Below are 16015 nucleotides of genomic sequence, written 5' to 3'. Positions count from 1 at the left end.
AGCCCCCGGCCCCCTCCCGCCCCCTCCCGCTCCCGGCCCCTCGCGCTCCCGGCTCCCTCTCGCCCCCGGCCCCCTCGCGGCCTCAGGACCGCCAGTCGATCTTGAACACCCACACGTGCCGCCCGGACCCGCGCGCCGCCGACGGTACGTCGATGACCAGCTTGCCGCCGGTCGTACGCCAGCTCAGCGGCCGCTCGTGGCCGAGCAGTGTCACCCGGTCCCCGGGCCTGACGGGCACCGGAGCCTCGACCGTCAGGGTGCTGCCCGGCCGGGTGAGCGAGTGGATGTAGAACGCCTTCTCCGGCCTGACCGTGAAGCGCAGGTCCTCGCCGAGCTGTGGCATCCTCGCCCAGTACGTACTGCCGTAGATCGCCTCGCCGTTGACCTTCAGCCACTCCCCGGTCTCACGGAGCCTGCGTTCCATGATCTCCGGGATGGTGCCGTCGGCCCGCGGGCCGATGTCGAGCAGGAAGTTGCCGTTCTTGGAGACGATGTCGACGAGGGAGTGGATGACTTCCTCGGTCGTCATGTACTTGTCGTCGGGGGTGGCCTGGTTGTAGCCGTAGGAGCGCGGGTCCAGCCCCCGGCTGGCCTCCCACTTCGCGGTGACGACCGAGTCGTACGTGGTGTACTCGGGCGTGGTGAAGTCGTGCGGGCCGATGCCCGAGCGGTTGTTGACGGTCACCTCGATGGGACGTGCCCGGTTCTTGGCGTGGTTGAAGTACTCCGCCAGGACGCGATGGCTGTCGTTGTCGCCGCCGATGTCGCACCAGAGGATCTCGGGGTCGTACCCCTCGATCAGTTCCAGCATCTGCGCGGCCTGGAGGTCCTTGATGTAGTCCTGGCCCGCGAAGTGGCCCGTGTACGGGACGGGTTCCAGGGTGTACGGATTGCGCGGCGCGTGCCCCTGCCACGGGTGGTCGGGGTTGAACCACTCCGGCATCGAGAAGTACAGACCTCGGTGCAGCTCCGGTGTGTAGCGGCGGGAGGCGTCGAAGAGCTCCCTGATCAGATCGCGCCGCGGGCCCATCTTCACGGAGTTGCGGTCGGAGACCTTGGTGTCCCAGAGGGCGAATCCCTCGTGGTGCTTGGAGGTCAGGACGTGGTACTGGGCGCCCGCGTCCCGGAACAACTCGACCCAGGAGCGCGGATCGAACCTCTCGGCGCGGAAGCGCGGGATGAAGTCGTCGTAGGCGAACGACTCGCCGTAGGTCTGGCGGTGGTACGCGTACGTCGGATTGTTCGGGTCCTGCATCTGGGACCAGTACCACTCGGCGTACTGCACGCCGACCGGCGCCCACGCGGGCACGGAGTAGACCCCCCAGTGGATGAAGATGCCGAACTTCGCGTCCTGGAACCAGTACGGCGCCTGATGGGTGTTCAGGGAGTCGTCGGTGGGCAGGAAGTCGGGCACTCCCAGGGTGAGGGAACGGCGCGCCTCGGCGGCCTGCTGCCCCCGGCCCCGGGCGACGATCCGGCCGTCCCCGCTGGTCCCCGGCACGGTACCGGGGCCGGGGCGGATGCCGATCCGTACCCGGGTCTCGTCGCCGGGAGCGAGCCGGGTGACGCGGGCCGGCGCGACCGTACGGGCGCCCGGGACGGCCACGGAGAGGCTGAGCCCGTCGGCGGCGAGGATGCCCACCGTCCCCGCGTTGACGACCGTGGCCTCGACGCTCTGCGCGCCGTGGTCCAGCGAGGAGGTCGTCGAGCGCGCGCCGCGTATCGCCAACGCCCTTCCTTCGACGGCCGGTTGGAGGGAGAGCGCGAAGATGTGCAGCGAGGAGGAGTTCGCCTCGGCGGGGCGGGTGACCGGCAGGGTGAGGGCCACCGCCTCCCTGCCCGGGTCGATGGCGGCCACGGAGGTGGCGATCACGACCTGGTGGGGGTCCTTGGCGCCGGTGGGATCGTAGCGGTACGGGGCGACGAGGGCGCCCTTGCCCGCGTACCAGTCGGGGCCGCCGAGGGCGGTGGTCGAGGTGGTGCCGTCCGCGTAGTGGACGGTGGCCTCTCCCGAGGTCTCGCCGTAGCTGCTCGCCGTCAGGAAGTGGCCCGACAGATAGCGGCCCGGTGGCAGTTCGAGGCGCTGCCCGAGAGCGACGATGTTGTTCTTCGCCCCCGCCGTGGCGGCCGGGAAGAGATAGGCCAGTCCGTCGATCTCCACCTCCCCGGCGGGAAGTTCCTCGCCGGGGAAGGTGTAGCCGGAGCCGTCGAAGTTCCCACCGCGGGCGTCCGCGGTGTCGATGCCGTCGTTGTCGAACCACCGCTCCAGGGGGACGGGGAGCGCGGCCGGGACCGTGCCCCAGTCACCGCCTCCCCCCTCCGTATCCGCCCCCGGCAGCGTGGTGCGCGGACTCGCGTCGGCCGTGGCCGGGTGGACCAGGGCGGCGCCGATTGCCGCCCCTGCCGTCATTCCGAGTGCATGGCGTCTGGGAAGTTCCGTCATGAGATCCGATGATTGGAGCATGGCAGGAACCTGTCAATGCTCCTTTCAGGACCGGATTCTGACGCCGCGCCCATATCCATCGGATGAATCAGGGGGCCATGATGGAACGGCGAGGAACAGCGCTGGAACGGTCCCCAGTAGGCGTCCCACGGAGCCAGGGGCCTCACTCGCGGTGCTGGGCAGCCATCAGCACCTGACCGGCGTCCGTGCGGTAATAGAGGACGGACCGCCCGGTACGCCGGCGCCTGACCAGGCCCGCGTCGAGCAGGACCTTGAGATGGCGGCCCACCGACCCCAGTCCCTGCCCGGTCAGCGCCACCAGCTGCGTGGTGCTCTTCGGGGTGTCCAGGAGGACGAGGACGCCCGCCCGTGCCGTCCCGAGCAACGCGCCCAGGGTCTCGGGCACCGGCGCCCGGTCCGGCTCGGCCAGCACGCCCGAGCACGGGTACACCACGGCGTACCGGTGCGCCGTGTCCCAGGAGACCCAGCCACGGCCGTGGGTGACCGGGACGAACATCAACCGCGCACCGGACAGCTCCAGTTGCGGATAGTCGTACGCGTTGATCCGCAGCCGGCCCGCGCCCAGCCAGCGCATCCCCGGGCGCAGGCCGTCCAGAGCGACGGCCCAGCCGCCCTGGCTCAACTGCCCTGTCCGCGCGACGACATCGGCCTCGATGATGCCCCGCCGCCGGGGCCAGTGAGGCAGGACCGTCTCCGTCCACACCCACTCCAGCAGATCGGCGGCGCGCGCCGGCAGATCGGACCGGCGCAGCCGGGCGGGGAGCGGTCCTGCCAGCGATTCGGCCAGATCGGCGCGGGCCGTCTCGGCGGGAGTCTCACGGATCCGCGCCAGCTCGTCCGCGAACACCTGCTCTCCCTCGCCCGTCGGCGTGGGGGTGAGGAAGGTCGCGTTCCAGCCGCGCCCCAGCCCGGCCCGTACGAGCGGCGCAGTGACCGGGTCGTCGGCCAACCGCTCCCGGTAGACGGGCAGATAGGCGTCGAGCCAGGCGCGCTCGCCCGGGTGCGCGGCGGTGCCGCGCTCCAGGGTCTTCAGGCTCGCGGTGGTCTCGGCGAGCGGGGACACGACGAAGCGGCTCTCCGCGAGCGTATCCGCGCTGACCAGCCAGCACCCCATTTGTTTCGCCTCCCCGCGAAACAGTAACGCTCTCACGGAGGGGCGGCCGAGACTCCGGCCATGCGCACCTACCAAGATCTCTTCCGGACACCGGAGTTCACCCCGCTCTTTCTCACCTCCGCCGGGCAGACGGCGGCCCAGGCGGTGAGCGGGCCGGCCCTGGGCACACTGATCTACACGGAGACCGGCTCGCCCCTGCTCTCCGGCCTCGCCATGTTCGCCCCGGCCCTCGCCCAGGCGGTCGGTGCGACCACCCTGCTGTCGGCGGCCGACCGGCTGCCGCCGCGCGCGGCGCTGACGGGCATGGCGCTGCTCTTCGCTCTCGGCACCGCTCTCCAGGCCGTGCCCGGCCTGCCCGTGTGGGCCGCCTTCGCGGTCCTTCTGGGCCTCGGGACGATCGCCTCGCCGGTCGGCGGGGTGCGCTACGGGCTGCTGAACGAAATCCTCGCGAGGGACGGCTATCTGCTCGGCCGCTCCCTGCTCAATATGTCCGCCGGCGCCACGCAGATCTGCGGATTCGCCGCCGGTGGTGTGCTGGTGACCGCGCTGTCGCCGCGCGGCACCCTTCTCGTCGGCGCCGTCCTGTATCTCGGCTCGGCCGCCGTCGCCCGGTACGGTCTGGCCCGGCGCCCACCGCGCGCCGCCGGGCGGCCGTCGGCGGGCGAGACCTGGCGGAACAACGCGTGGCTGCTGTCGTCCGGGCCCCGCCGCCGCGTGTATCTGGCGCTCTGGGTGCCGAACGGGCTGATCGTCGGCTGCGAGTCCCTGTTCATCCCCTACACGCCTCACCACGCGGGGCTCCTCTTCGCCGTCGCGGCGCTCGGCATGCTGGCCGGGGACATCGCGATCGGCAGGTTCGTCCCCCCGCGGTGGCGTGCACGGCTCGGCACACCGCTGTGCCTGCTGCTCGCCGCTCCCTACCTGCTCTTCGCCCTGCGCCCGGCACTGCCGCTCGCGGTGGCCGCCGTCGTCCTCGCCTCGGTCGGTTACGCGTCGAATCTGCTGCTCCAGGAGCGGCTGATGGCCCTGACACCCGAGGAGTTGAGCGGCCACGCGCTCGGGCTGCACGCCTCCGGCATGCTCACCACGCAGGGCATGGGCGCGGCTCTCGCGGGAGCCGTCGCCCAGCACACCTCGCCCGCGACGGCGATGGCGCTGACGGCGACGGCCTCCCTCGCGGTCACCCTGGCCCTGACCAGTACCCCTTCCCGGGCAGGCGGGACTTTGAAGACACGCCCTACCCCCGGTACGTCTCCAGCAGTCGCAGCCACACCTCGCTGATCGTCGGGTAGGCCGGAACCGCGTGCCACAGGCGGTCGATCGGAACCTCGCCGACGACCGCGATCGTGGCGGAGTGCAGCATCTCACCGACGGCCGGACCGGTGAAGGTCACGCCCCGGAGGATCTCGCGGTCCAGGTCTACGATCATGCGGGCCCGGCCCCGGTAGCCGTCGGCGTAGAGGGACGCGCCCGCGACACCGGCCAGGTCGTAGTCGACCGCGCGGACGCGGTGGCCCGCCGCCTCGGCCTCGGCGAGGGTGAGGCCCACCGAGGCGACCTCAGGCTCGGTGAAGACGACCTGGGTGACGGCGACATGGTCGGCGGTGGCGGCGTGAGTGCCCCAGGGGCCGGCGTCCAGGATCGGTACGCCCTGAGCCCTCGCCACGATGGCGGCTCCCGCGATACGGGCCTGGTACTTGCCCTGATGGGTGAGGAGGGCACGGTGGTTGACGTCCCCGACCCCGTAGAGCCAGTCGCTGCCTTCGACCCGGCAGCTGTCGTCGACGGTCAGCCAGGAGCCCGGTTCCAGGCCGACCGACGCGAGACCGACGTCGTCCGTGCGCGGGGCGCGGCCGGTGGCGAACAGCACCTCGTCGCACTCGATCCGCTCGCCGCCGGCCAGCGTCACCGTCACCGGTCCCGTCCCGCCGTCGCGCTCGACCGCGCTGACGGAGGCGCCCGTACGGACCGTCGCGCCCGCCTCCGTCAGCGACTCGGCGACCAGCTCACCGGCGAAGGACTCCATCCTGGGCAGCAGGCGGTCGCCGCGGACCAGCAGTGTGACGTCGGAGCCGAGCGCCCGCCACGCGGTGGCCATCTCCACGCCCACCACTCCCCCGCCGACGACCACGAGCCGTCCCGGGACGCGTGCGGAGCTGGTCGCCTCGCGGCTGGTCCAGGGCTTGGTGCCGGCGAGTCCCGGGAGATCGGGCAGTACGGCCCGGCTGCCCGTGCACACGGCGACGGCGTGGCGGGCGATCAGAACGTGGGTGTCGCCCTCGGGGCCCGTGACGGCGACCTTCTTCTCGCCGTCCAGCCGGCCGTGTCCGCGGTAGAGATCGGCACCGGTCCCGTCGAGCCACGCGACCTGGCCGTCGTCCTTCCAGTGCGAGGTGAACTCGTCGCGGTGGGCGAGCACGGCCTCGGCGTCCAGCGGCCCCCGCACGGCCTGGCTCACGCCCGGGACCCTGCGTGCGTCGGCGCGTGTGATCGCCGGGCGGAGCAGGGCCTTGCTGGGCATACAGGCCCAGTACGAGCACTCGCCGCCGACCAGTTCACTCTCGACGACCGCCGTGCTCAGCCCGGCCGCCCTGGTCCGGTCGGCGACGTTCTCACCGACCGGACCCGCGCCCAGCACCACAACGTCGTACTCCAAGGTTTCCATGGCATCCGTCATAGGGGTCAGTCTGGTGGGCGGCGGGGCGCATAGCCACACGATCTTCGGGCAGGGGCCAGGAACGCGGCGATGAGGGCCAGGAATACGGCGATGGCCCACACCGTTGTCGCAGGCGCCGTAACCCGGAGAGTCAGGAAGAGGTATCAGGCAATGGCCACTGTGGAACTCACCAAGGAGAACTTCGACCGGACGGTGTCGGAGAACGACTTCATCCTGATCGACTTCTGGGCTTCCTGGTGCGGTCCGTGCCGCCAGTTCGCCCCGGTCTACGAGAAGGCCTCGGAGCGCCACGAAGACCTCGTCTTCGCCAAGGTCGACACGGAGGCTCAGCAGGAGCTGGCCGCCGCGTTCGAGATCCGCTCGATTCCGACGCTGATGATCGTCCGGGACAATGTCGCGGTGTTCGCCCAGCCCGGCGCGCTGCCCGAGACGGCTCTGGAGGACGTGATCGGACAGGCACGCGCGCTGGACATGGATGAGGTACGCAAGTCGGTGGCCGAGGCCGAGGCGGAGGCCAAGGACGGCGAAGCCGCGCGGTGACCGGAGGCACCCGGTGATCGACGGCTCACAGCGACCGACGGCGGACGAACAGACCTGGAGCGCCCCCGGGAAGTGTCCCGCGGGGGCGCTCCGGCCGCGGGACACAACCTAGAACGGGTGCCCCGCCGGGTTAGAACGGGTGCCCCGCCGGTTCACGCCGTACGGTCGTCCAGCGCAGTTCGGTGAAGGCCTCCAGATTGGCCTCGCCGCCGAACCGCGCGCCCGTGCCCGACGCGGCGGTACCGCCGAAGGGAGCGACCGCCTCGTCGTTGACCGTCTGGTCGTTGATATGGGCGATACCGGTGGGGATACGGTCCGCCAGCTCCAGACCGAGGGCCGTGTCGCGGGTGACGATGCCCAGGGAGAGTCCGTACGGGCCGGCCGCCGCCAGCGCGGCCGCCTCGTCGAGGGTCGCGAAGGACCGTACGGGCGCCACCGGCCCGAAGACCTCCTCCGTGTAGGCGGGCGTGTGGTCGCCGGCCCCCGCGAGCACGGTCGGGCGGTAGAAGAGACCCTGGTGGGTGCCGCCCGCGGCGACCCTGGCGCCGGCCGCCGCGCTCGCCTCCACCAGCGCGTCGATCTTGGCCAGTTGGCCCGCGTCGATGACCGGACCGAGCTGGACCCGCTCGCGGTACGGGTCGCCGACGGTCAGCGACTGGGCCTTGGCGGCAAGGCGTTCGACGTACTCCTCGTACAGCGAGGCGTGGACGAGATGCCGCCCGGTGGTCATACAGATCTGGCCCTGGTGGAAGAACGATCCCCATACGGCCTGCGCCACCGCGGCCTCGACATCCGCGTCGGCCAGCACGACGAGCGCGGAGTTGCCGCCCAGCTCCAGATGGGCGCGCTTGAGATGACGGCCCGCGGCCTCCCCGACCGCGCGCCCGGCCGCCGTGGAACCGGTGAAGGAGATCACCCGTACGCGGTCGTCGGTGACCAGCGCCCGTCCGGTCTCCGCGCCTCCGGGCAGGATGTGCAGAAGCCGCTCAGGCAGGCCCGCCTCGGCGAAGACCGCGGCGAGCGAGAGACCACCGCAGACGGCGGTACGCGGATCGGGTTTGAGCAGCACCGCGTTGCCCAGCGCCAGGGCCGGCGCGACGGACCGTATGGAGAGGATCAGCGGGGCGTTGAACGGCGCGATGACCCCCACCACCCCCGCGGGGACCCGCCGGGTGTAGGAGAGCCGGGGCTCCTCGCTGGGCAGTACCTGCCCGGTGGGCCGGGAGGCGAGGGCCGCCGCCTCGTAACACTCCTGGGCGGCGACATGCAGTTCGAAGTCCGCCTTGCCCGGGACGGAGCCCGACTCGCGCACCAGCCAGTCGCGCAGTTCGTCGGCGTGCGCCGCGAACAGGTCACCGGCCCGGCGCAGCACACCGGCCCGGACGTGATGCGGCGTGTCCGACCACGCCTTCCACGCGTCCCGCGCGGCCTCCGAGGCGGCCGTGACATCCTCCGGCGAGGCGAGTGCGACCATGGCCAGCGTGTCGCCGGTCGCGGGTTCGACCACGGCGGAGTCACCGCCCGAGAGTCCGACGGGCTGCCACGTCTTGGGGTCGAGCAAGGACATGAAGGCTCTCCACTCGGTCGGTCGGGCTGGTCGGGCTGGTCGGGCTGGTCGGGCTGGTCGGTCAGGCTGGTCCAGGGGAAGTCCCGTGTAATTCGCGGCCAGTTCGGCCGCGGCGTCCCGGGAGTCTGCGATACGCCACAGCCGCGCGAGCTGTACGCGCCGGTCGAACGTGTCCCGCTCGGGGTCGAGATGCAGCATCGTGGTCATCTCGAACGAGAAGCGGGTCGCCTGCCATACCCGCCGCAGCGCCGACTCCGAGTAGCCGTCGAGGAGTTCGGCGGAGCCGGTCCGGTACAGCGCCTCGAAGGCCCGCGCGAGGAGCCGTACGTCGGAGACGGCGAGGTTGAGTCCCTTGGCGCCGGTGGGCGGCACGATATGGGCGGCGTCTCCGGCCAGCAGCAGCCTGCCGTGCCGCATCGGTTCCGTGACATGACCGCGCATGGGGGTCACGGTCTTGGCGGTGAGCGGGCCGCGCGTCAGCTGCCGGGCGGCGCCGTCGACGGCGAACCGGGCGTCGAGTTCGTCCCAGATCCGCTCGTCGGACCAGTCGCCGGGGTCCGTGCCGTTGGGGACCTGTAAATAGAGCCGGGAGACGGACGCCGAGCGCATGCTGTGCAGCGCGAACCCGGACGCGCCCCTCGCGTAGACCAACTCCTCGCAGGAGGGCGGGACATCGGCGAGGACGCCGAGCCAGGAGTACGGGTACACGCGCTCGTACGTACGGCGGACCGCGGCCGGGATCGCGGCCCGGGCGATCCCGTGGAAGCCGTCGCACCCGGCGATGTAGTCGCATTCCAGAGCCCGTTCGCGGCCGTCGTGGCGGAACCGTACGACCGGCCGGTCCGTATCGGCCCCCTCGATCGCGAGCGCCCGCGCCTCGAACAACAGGGGCGCTCCCTCGGCGAGCTGGAGCGCGACGAGATCTTTGACGATCTCGGTCTGGGCGTAGATGGTGACGGTACGGCCGCCGGTCAGCGACGGGAAGTCGATACGGTGCGCCCGGCGGTCGAAGCGCAGCTCGATGCCGTGGTGTTCCAGCCCCTCGGCGTCCAGCCGGTCAGCGGCCCCGCAGTCGCGCAGCGCCTCGACGGTGCCCTGTTCCAGCATGCCGGCGCGCTGGCGCCGCTCGATGTAGTCGCGGGTGCGGTTCTCCAGGACGACGCAGTCGATCCCCGCCCGGTGCAGCAGCCGCGCGAGCAGCAGTCCGGCCGGTCCCGCGCCGATGATCCCGACGGTGGTACGCACACGACCCGCCCTCCGTCAGCGTTCCAGTACGAGTGCGAGTCCCTGTCCCACCCCGATACAGAGCGCCGCGAGGCCCGTGCCCGAGCCCGCCGCGGCGAGCTGGTGTGCGACGGATCCGGCCAGCCGGGCACCGGAGGCACCGAGCGGATGACCGATCGCGATCGCCCCGCCGCGCGGGTTGACGACGGCCGGATCGAGTCCGGGCCATTCGGCGAGGCAGCCCAGCGACTGGGCGGCGAAGGCCTCGTTGAGTTCGAACGTGGTGAGCTCGGCGAACGTACGGCCGGCCTTGGCCAGCGCCCGCTGGACCGCCTCGACCGGGCCGAGGCCGAAGAGCCGCGGCTCGACGCCGGTGACCGCCGAGGCCCGGATACGGGCGAGCGGTTCGCGGCCCGTTTCGCGCAGCCCGGCCTCGTCGACGAGGAGCAGCGCGGCGGCGCCGTCGTTGAGGGGCGAGGCGTTCCCCGCCGTCACGGTCCCGGTCCCGTCCGTACGGAACGACGGCTTCAGCTTGGCGAGCGCCGCCATGGAGGTGCTGTCCCGGATGCATTCGTCACGGGCCAGGTCCACCCCGTCGTACGGCACGACCTCGCCGTCGTACAGGCCCGCGGCCCAGGCGTCGGCGGCCTTGCGATGGCTGGCGAGGGCGAACGCGTCCTGCTGTTCCCGGGTGATCGTGTGCTTGTCCGCGATCAGTTCGGCGCCCTCGCCCAGCGGAACCGTCCACTCCGCGGGCATCGCCGGGTTGGTCATGCGCCAGCCCAGGGTGGTCGAGTGCAGTTGCTGATGGCCGGCGGGGAAAGCCCGCTCCGGCTTCTGGAGGACCCAGGGGGCGCGGGACATCGACTCGACCCCGCCCGCCACGGCGACGGACGCGTCACCGAGGGCGACCGCGCGGGCGGCCTGGATGACCGCTTCGAGGCCGGAGCCGCAGAGCCGGTTGACGGTCACCCCCGGGACGGACACCGGCAGTCCGGCGAGCAGCACGGCCATGCGCGCCACATCGCGGTTGTCCTCGCCCGCGCCGTTGGCGTCCCCGAACACGACGTCGTCGATCCTGGCCGGGTCGAGCTCCGGCGAGCGGTCCACCAGGGCTTTCAGCACATGGGCGGCGAGATCGTCGGGGCGTACGGAGGAGAGGGCACCCCCGAACCTGCCGATCGGGGTACGGACGGCGTCGACGACATAGACGTCGCGGATGGTCATCGGATCTCCGGCTTCTTTCCCACAGCGTGACAGCGGTGACAGCGCGGGGCGGTTGTTCCGCACATCGCCCTTCGTCCATCAGGGTGTTCGCCTGGTGAACAATGGTTCACAATGGCCCTGCCAGAGTCTCTGCCCACAGACGACCGCTGTCAACGGTCCGCACCGTTCCTGGAGCACCCCTATGGCCGAACCCATGGCCGAATCCATGGGCCCGCTGGAGCGCGGTCTCGCCGTACTGCGCGTCCTGTCGGCGTCCACGCACGGTGACAGGCCGGTGCGGCACAGCGATCTCGTACGGGCCACGGGCCTGGCGCGCGCCACCGTCGACCGCGTCGTCTCCACGCTCGACCGGCTGGGGCTGGTACGGGGCGACGGCCGCGAGGTGCTGCCCGCACCCGGACTGATGGCGCTGCCCGCCGCCTATCTGCGGGCCAGCGGTATCCCGGCGGCGCTCGGGCCGCCCACGGAGCGGCTGGCGGACCTCTGCGACGAGTCGGTGTCGGTGGCCGTGCCGGACGGCGACGGGGTGCGGTTCGTCCTCCAGCACCGAAGGCGTCGCGCGATGGGACTCACCTTCCGGCTCGGGGAGTGGCAACCGGCGGAGCGGTGCGCGCCCGGGGCGCTCTTCGCCGCCCAGTGGGGGCCCGGGGAGTGGGCGGCGTGGCGGCTGCGGAACCCGGAGACCGGCGAGGGCGCGAGTGCGGACACCGGGGATCCCTTCGAGCGGCGTGTGGCGGCGAGCGCCGCGCGGGGCTGGGCGGGCGACGACCAGTTGCTCGAACCGGGGCTGCTGGCCGTCTCCGTACCCGTCCGTGATCCCGGGGGCCGCACCGTCTGCGCGGTGAGCGTCGCCAGCCACACCCACCGGCACACCCTGGACTCGCTCGCCGCCGCGATGCTGCCCCGGCTGCGCGAACGGCTCGGCGCGTGGGAGTCGGCCCTCGCGGCGCCCCGCCCGCCCGCACCGGCGACGCCCGCGCACGACACCTCGCTCGCGGTGAAGCGCGAGCTGGGCCCGGACTTCGTCCGGTCGCTGGCGCGCGGGCTGGCCGTCCTGGCAGCGCTCGGCGCGGACCGGGGCGATGGCCTCACCCTGGCGGAGACCGCGGCGGCCACGGGGCTGGCGCGGGCAACCGCCAGGCGCTCGCTGCTGACCCTGAGCGAGCTGGGGTACGCCGGCGCCGTGGACGGGCGGTTCACGGCCCTGCCGCGCGTGCTCGAACTGGGCTGTGCCCGGCTCTCGGGCCTGACGCTCACCGATGTCGCACGGCCGCATCTGGAGGACCTGGTCGGCCGGGTGCACGAGTCGGCGTCGCTCGCGGTCCTGGACGGTGACGACATCCGTTACGTGGCCCGGGTGCCGACCGTACGCATCATGAGCATCACCATCACCGTGGGCACGCGCTTCCCGGCGTACGCGACGTCCATGGGCCGGGTCCTGCTGGCGGACCGGCCGAGGGCGCGACGCCCTCCGCTGCCCGCCGGGCTCCCCGCGCTGACACGGCACACGGTGACCTCGCCCGACCGGCTCGCCGGGATCCTGGACGAGGTGGCGGCGAACGGCTACGCGCTGGTCGACCAGGAGCTGGAGGAGGGGCTGCGGTCGCTGGCCGTACCGGTACGCGACGCCGGGGGCCGGGTGGTCGCCGCGCTCAATGTCGCCCAGCACGCCGGGCACGGGTCGCCGGACGCGATGCGGGCCGCGCTGCTCACGCCACTGCGGGAAACGGCCGGGCTCATCGAGCGGGATCTGCGGGCGCTGGCCGCGGTCTGACGTATCCCGTGGGAGCGGACCGCACGGGCCCACGGGCCCACGCGTCTCAGACGGCCGGGGAGCCTCAGCCGGCCGGGGCGTCGACCACGCGGACCGACAGGCCGTAGTCCACTTCGTAGCCGTCGATCAGCAGCGCCTCGACCGTGCGGGTCTCGGGGTCGATATCGGCCTCCATGCCATTGCCCGCGTAGCGCGGATAGCCGGAGGCCCCGGTTTCGCCGGTCGCCTCGACAAGTGCCGAGCGCAGGGCGTTCGCCGCGGTGGGCGGCCCTTCGTCGCCCTCGGTGAACTCGGCCACCAGCAGGATCTCGAAGCGCTGCGGAACGGTCTTCATACCTCCGACGCTAGCCACCCCGGCACGACGACGCATGTCGCTACATGTCGCCGCCCCCGCGCCCGCGCCCCGCCCGGTCCCCGGGGTCAGCTGGACTCGCGGTGAATGACCCGCGAGTCCATCAGGTCGTGCCGCTCCGGCTCGCCGCCCGGATCGCGGACCACCCGGTCGACGAGTTCGGCCAGCCGCTGTCCCGTCACCAGGTCGACCCGCACCGTGGAGAGCCGGGGCCGCAACAGCCTGCCGAGCAGCAGATCGTCGGAGCCGATCACGGCCGTCTCCGCCGGGATGCCGATTCCCTCGTCCTGGAGCGCGCGCATCAGGAGCATCGCGTACTCGTCGTTGAACGCGAAGACCGCGTCGAGGCCCAGTGCGCGCCAGCGGGCGGCGAGGGCGGCCGCCGAGTCCTCCTCGTACGCGAGCGGCAGCGGCACGATCCGTACAGCCGCGCCCGCGCCGGTGGCGGCGGCGCGGGCGCCCGCGAGCCGGGGGCCCGAGAACATCTCCAGACCGGGTTCCCCGGGCATCACCACCCCGATCCGGCGGCAGCCGCGGTCGATCAGATGCGTCACCGCCCGGCCGCCGATCACGCTCTGGTCCATGACCAGCGCGTGCGCGCCGTCGACCCGTCCGGGTCCCAGCGTGATCACGGCCTTCGCGCCGGAGCGTTTGAGCATCTCCACCCCGTGCGGGGTGAGGGCGATCTCGCCGAGCGACACGACCGCGACGGGCCGCAACTCGGCCCAGGCACGGGCCGCCCCGTCCCCGTCCAGGCCGAGGCTGCCGTACTGCACCACGGTGTAGTCGAGCCCGCGCAGCGCCCACTGGAGTTCATTGAGGAAGTGGCTGTAGAGGGGTCCGACGGGGATGTGCGCCGTGGGCAGCAGAACGATCCTGGTGTGCCCGGCGCGCAGGGAGCGCGCGGCGGCGTGCGGTACGTACCCCAGCCGCTCGGCGGCCTCGCGCACCTTGCGCCGGGTGGGGTCGCTGATGCGCACGGCCGAGGTGTTGTTGAGTACGTACGAGACGGTGGCCCGGGAGACTCCGGCCAGCCGCGCGACATCGGCGCTGGTCGGAACGGGACGGTCGGCGGGCTGCTCGGTTGACTGGGGCATGGCAGCCGGTATCTTTCCAGACCTGTCCGCGGAGGTCCGGCGGACGGCCGAACCAGCGGTCGATCTGGAGCTGGAGACCCTGGCGGCCTGGGACGAGAACACCGCGTTCGGTCTCGCCCCGGCGTTCGGCGCCGATCTGCTGCCGCCCGCGCCCGTCGTCCCCTCGCTCGTTCAGCTCGCCGGTCCGAGCGTCATGATCTCCCCCGTGAACGCGGCGGAGTTGGAACGGCGCGGCTTCCATGTCCGTACGGTGGCGGGCGCCGGGCACACCATCCACCGCGACGACTTCGACGGGTTCATGGCGTCCCTGGACGGCTGGATATGACCCGGACTCGCTGGTCCGGGGCGGCGACCGCGCCCGTCCGGGAGGGCCCCGCCCCATTCGGTGATCCACGGACGTTCTAACGTCATCGGATGATGTCCTTCTCCGGCGCCGGCAGCGGCGACCGCACCAGTGACAGCGGCGGCTTCGACTCTCCCGGTCGTGGCGGCCCGGCCGCCACGACCGAGGCCGAGCCCCGGGAGGTGGGGCGGGTCCGTACCTCGTACGCCCCTGAGCACGACGGTGATCCCGACCCCGGCGAGATCGTCTGGACCTGGGTGCCCTTCGAGGAGAACGACGGGCGCGGCAAGGACCGCCCGGTGCTGGTGGTCGCCCGTGAGGCGGCCGGCACACTGCTCGCCGTACAGCTCTCCAGCAAGCGCCACAACCAGGACCGCGAGTGGGTGCCGATCGGGGTCGGGCCGTGGGACCGCGCGGGCCGTGAGTCCTGGGTGAATGTGGACCGGGTGCTGCGCGTCCACGAGAAGGGCATGCGGCGCGAGGCCTGCGCGCTGGACCGCGGGCGGTTCAATCTGGTCGTCAACCGGCTCAGGGAGCTGTACGGCTGGCGGTGAGGCGCGCCGCCGCTACAGCGGCCTCGGGCGCTGTACGGTCCGCGAACACCCGCCGGAACGCGCCCAGCGTGGTCCCGCCCGCGGTCCGGTCGAGCACCGCGAAGACCGTCTCGTCGAAGTGGCCCGCGAACCGGCCGCCCGCGCTGAGCAGCGCCCGGAACGCGTGCGCGACCTGCTCCGGGTCGTTGCGGAAGACCCCGCAGCCCCAGGCGCCCAGCACCAGCCGCCGGTAGCCGCGCTCCACCGCCGTCTCCAGCACTCGTTCGGCGCGGACCGCGAGCGCGGCCGGAATCCGGTGGACCTCGGCGGGGGCGTTCCGGGCGATCACGCCCGCGTTCGGCGCGGGCGAGGTGAGGAAGCCGACCTGGTACGGCGTGTCGAGCAGCCGGCCCCGGTCGTCGCGGAAGACCGGCACGCCGGGCGAGTGGATCACCCGGTCGGTGTAGAAGGGGCTCCGGTCCGCTCGGTGGTGGGCGTAGAACTCGGGCACGCGCAGCAGCGTCGTATACAGAGCGGAGGCCCGGCAGAGGGCTTCTTCCTGGGCCTGCGCGCCGTTGAGATACCCGCCGCCGGGGTTGCGCGCGGAGGAGAAGTTGAGGACGGCGACCGGTTCCGAACCCGCCGCCGTCAGCCGCCGCGCCGCCTCCAGGCTGCTCTCGCCGGTGACCTCGATGACCGGCACGCGGGCCGCCCGGCCGGTGGCCCGGCCCCCGTCCGGAGCAGTGCCCGTCACCCGGTCCGGCGTGGGCGCCGTCGCCCCGTCCGGGGCCGGCGCGAGCGCGACCGGCTCGGGCCCGTACATCCGGGTCCCCGCGGCCGCCGCGTCCACGGCCGTACGAATCCCCACGTCACGGCCGTTTTCCGTGCGGTAGCCGCCCGTTCGGACGATCTCCTCTGTTTCTTTCGCGATCCCCCGCAGCCGTGCGCTCATGCGGAAATCCTGCGTGGACAACCACGTTCGGGGCAACCGGATTTCTGACGAAACGATGACTGTAGGGGCACTCTTGTGCGAAGCGGCGAGAGTGGCTTTAGGTTGGACGAAGCACTTCGCCCCCGACCCGGGAGCGGAGTCCGGTCACGGT

Annotated in this window: 13 protein-coding genes and 1 pseudogene; 5 read left to right on the top strand and 9 right to left on the bottom strand. The window is 72.5% G+C overall.

The window, feature by feature from the left end; all coding sequences use genetic code 11:
• Nucleotides 1-82 precede the first annotated feature (82 nt).
• Nucleotides 83-2410, bottom strand: coding sequence for an alpha-L-fucosidase (locus ACFRMN_RS14430; protein ID WP_383018469.1), 2328 nt, complete (start codon nt 2408-2410; stop codon nt 83-85).
• A gap of 196 nt (nt 2411-2606) precedes the next feature.
• Nucleotides 2607-3578, bottom strand: coding sequence for an ArsR/SmtB family transcription factor (locus tag ACFRMN_RS14425; protein WP_383018466.1), 972 nt, complete (start codon nt 3576-3578; stop codon nt 2607-2609).
• Nucleotides 3579-3638: 60 nt separating this feature from the next.
• Between ACFRMN_RS14425 and ACFRMN_RS14420 the strand changes: the two genes are divergently transcribed.
• On the top strand, nt 3639-4859 hold the full coding sequence (locus ACFRMN_RS14420) for an MFS transporter (RefSeq protein WP_383018463.1): 1221 nt from the start codon (nt 3639-3641) through the stop codon (nt 4857-4859).
• Here ACFRMN_RS14420 and ACFRMN_RS14415 read toward each other — a convergent pair.
• Nucleotides 4816-6255: a dihydrolipoyl dehydrogenase family protein gene (locus ACFRMN_RS14415; protein WP_383018460.1), complete on the bottom strand. Its 1440-nt coding sequence runs from the start codon at nt 6253-6255 to the stop codon at nt 4816-4818. The genes ACFRMN_RS14420 and ACFRMN_RS14415 overlap by 44 nt on opposite strands.
• A 150-nt stretch (nt 6256-6405) precedes the next feature.
• Here ACFRMN_RS14415 and trxA point away from each other — a divergent pair, with 150 nt between their 5' ends.
• Nucleotides 6406-6795, top strand: coding sequence for a thioredoxin (trxA, locus tag ACFRMN_RS14410; protein ID WP_383018457.1), 390 nt, complete (start codon nt 6406-6408; stop codon nt 6793-6795).
• Between the two features lie 130 nt (nt 6796-6925).
• Here the strand turns inward: trxA and ACFRMN_RS14405 are convergent, their stop codons facing one another.
• From ACFRMN_RS14405 to ACFRMN_RS14395, 3 genes and pseudogenes are all read right to left on the bottom strand, one after another.
• The gene (locus ACFRMN_RS14405; RefSeq protein WP_383018512.1) at nt 6926-8362 is read right to left on the bottom strand and encodes an aldehyde dehydrogenase family protein; all 1437 of its coding nucleotides are present in this window, start codon (nt 8360-8362) and stop codon (nt 6926-6928) included.
• 72 nt (nt 8363-8434) lie between these two features.
• Nucleotides 8435-9607, bottom strand: a pseudogene (locus ACFRMN_RS14400) (4-hydroxybenzoate 3-monooxygenase); the annotation flags it as partial.
• A gap of 15 nt (nt 9608-9622) precedes the next feature.
• A complete protein-coding gene (locus ACFRMN_RS14395) occupies nt 9623-10813 on the bottom strand; it encodes a thiolase family protein (protein ID WP_383018454.1) in 1191 nt (396 codons plus the stop codon).
• A gap of 181 nt (nt 10814-10994) precedes the next feature.
• Between ACFRMN_RS14395 and ACFRMN_RS14390 the strand changes: the two genes are divergently transcribed.
• Nucleotides 10995-12587, top strand: a complete 1593-nt coding sequence (locus ACFRMN_RS14390) for an IclR family transcriptional regulator C-terminal domain-containing protein (RefSeq protein ID WP_383018451.1) — start codon at nt 10995-10997, stop codon at nt 12585-12587.
• A 64-nt stretch (nt 12588-12651) separates the two neighbouring features.
• On the opposite strand, the gene ACFRMN_RS14385 is transcribed toward ACFRMN_RS14390, so the two are convergent.
• Complete coding sequence (locus tag ACFRMN_RS14385) at nt 12652-12921, bottom strand: hypothetical protein (RefSeq protein WP_383018448.1); 270 nt, start codon at nt 12919-12921, stop codon at nt 12652-12654.
• An 86-nt stretch (nt 12922-13007) separates the two neighbouring features.
• Nucleotides 13008-14036 (bottom strand): LacI family DNA-binding transcriptional regulator, encoded by a 1029-nt coding sequence (locus ACFRMN_RS14380; RefSeq protein ID WP_383018445.1) that lies wholly within the window; start codon nt 14034-14036, stop codon nt 13008-13010.
• On the opposite strand from ACFRMN_RS14380, the gene ACFRMN_RS14375 reads away from it, so the two are divergent.
• Nucleotides 14035-14361 carry a hypothetical protein gene (locus ACFRMN_RS14375; RefSeq protein WP_383018442.1) on the top strand — a complete coding sequence of 109 codons (327 nt, stop codon included), beginning with the start codon at nt 14035-14037 and terminating at the stop codon, nt 14359-14361. The two genes, ACFRMN_RS14380 and ACFRMN_RS14375, sit on opposite strands and share 2 nt — an antisense overlap.
• Before the next feature lie 92 nt (nt 14362-14453).
• Nucleotides 14454-14933, top strand: coding sequence for a type II toxin-antitoxin system PemK/MazF family toxin (locus ACFRMN_RS14370; RefSeq protein WP_383018509.1), 480 nt, complete (start codon nt 14454-14456; stop codon nt 14931-14933).
• Here the strand turns inward: ACFRMN_RS14370 and ACFRMN_RS14365 are convergent.
• The gene (locus tag ACFRMN_RS14365) at nt 14908-15864 is read right to left on the bottom strand and encodes a TIGR02452 family protein (protein WP_383018439.1); all 957 of its coding nucleotides are present in this window, start codon (nt 15862-15864) and stop codon (nt 14908-14910) included. The two genes, ACFRMN_RS14370 and ACFRMN_RS14365, sit on opposite strands and share 26 nt — an antisense overlap.
• Nucleotides 15865-16015 lie beyond the last annotated feature (151 nt).

Source organism: Streptomyces sp. NPDC056835 (genome assembly GCF_042789485.1).
Classification (GTDB): Bacteria; Actinomycetota; Actinomycetes; order Streptomycetales; family Streptomycetaceae; genus Streptomyces.
This window is presented reverse-complemented; position numbering and strand designations above follow the sequence as displayed.

Excerpts from the sequence above, each read along its gene's own strand:
- ACFRMN_RS14430 (WP_383018469.1), bottom strand. The coding sequence starts at position 2,410 with ATGACGGCAGGGGCGGCAATCGGCGCCGCCCTGGTCCACCCGGCCACG.
- ACFRMN_RS14425 (WP_383018466.1), bottom strand. The coding sequence starts at position 3,578 with ATGGGGTGCTGGCTGGTCAGCGCGGATACGCTCGCGGAGAGCCGCTTC.
- ACFRMN_RS14420 (WP_383018463.1), top strand. The coding sequence starts at position 3,639 with ATGCGCACCTACCAAGATCTCTTCCGGACACCGGAGTTCACCCCGCTC.
- ACFRMN_RS14415 (WP_383018460.1), bottom strand. The coding sequence starts at position 6,255 with ATGACGGATGCCATGGAAACCTTGGAGTACGACGTTGTGGTGCTGGGC.
- trxA (WP_383018457.1), top strand. The coding sequence starts at position 6,406 with ATGGCCACTGTGGAACTCACCAAGGAGAACTTCGACCGGACGGTGTCG.
- ACFRMN_RS14405 (WP_383018512.1), bottom strand. The coding sequence starts at position 8,362 with ATGTCCTTGCTCGACCCCAAGACGTGGCAGCCCGTCGGACTCTCGGGC.
- ACFRMN_RS14395 (WP_383018454.1), bottom strand. The coding sequence starts at position 10,813 with ATGACCATCCGCGACGTCTATGTCGTCGACGCCGTCCGTACCCCGATC.
- ACFRMN_RS14390 (WP_383018451.1), top strand. The coding sequence starts at position 10,995 with ATGGCCGAACCCATGGCCGAATCCATGGGCCCGCTGGAGCGCGGTCTC.
- ACFRMN_RS14385 (WP_383018448.1), bottom strand. The coding sequence starts at position 12,921 with ATGAAGACCGTTCCGCAGCGCTTCGAGATCCTGCTGGTGGCCGAGTTC.
- ACFRMN_RS14375 (WP_383018442.1), top strand. The coding sequence starts at position 14,035 with ATGGCAGCCGGTATCTTTCCAGACCTGTCCGCGGAGGTCCGGCGGACG.
- ACFRMN_RS14380 (WP_383018445.1), bottom strand. The coding sequence starts at position 14,036 with ATGCCCCAGTCAACCGAGCAGCCCGCCGACCGTCCCGTTCCGACCAGC.
- ACFRMN_RS14370 (WP_383018509.1), top strand. The coding sequence starts at position 14,454 with ATGTCCTTCTCCGGCGCCGGCAGCGGCGACCGCACCAGTGACAGCGGC.
- ACFRMN_RS14365 (WP_383018439.1), bottom strand. The coding sequence starts at position 15,864 with ATGAGCGCACGGCTGCGGGGGATCGCGAAAGAAACAGAGGAGATCGTC.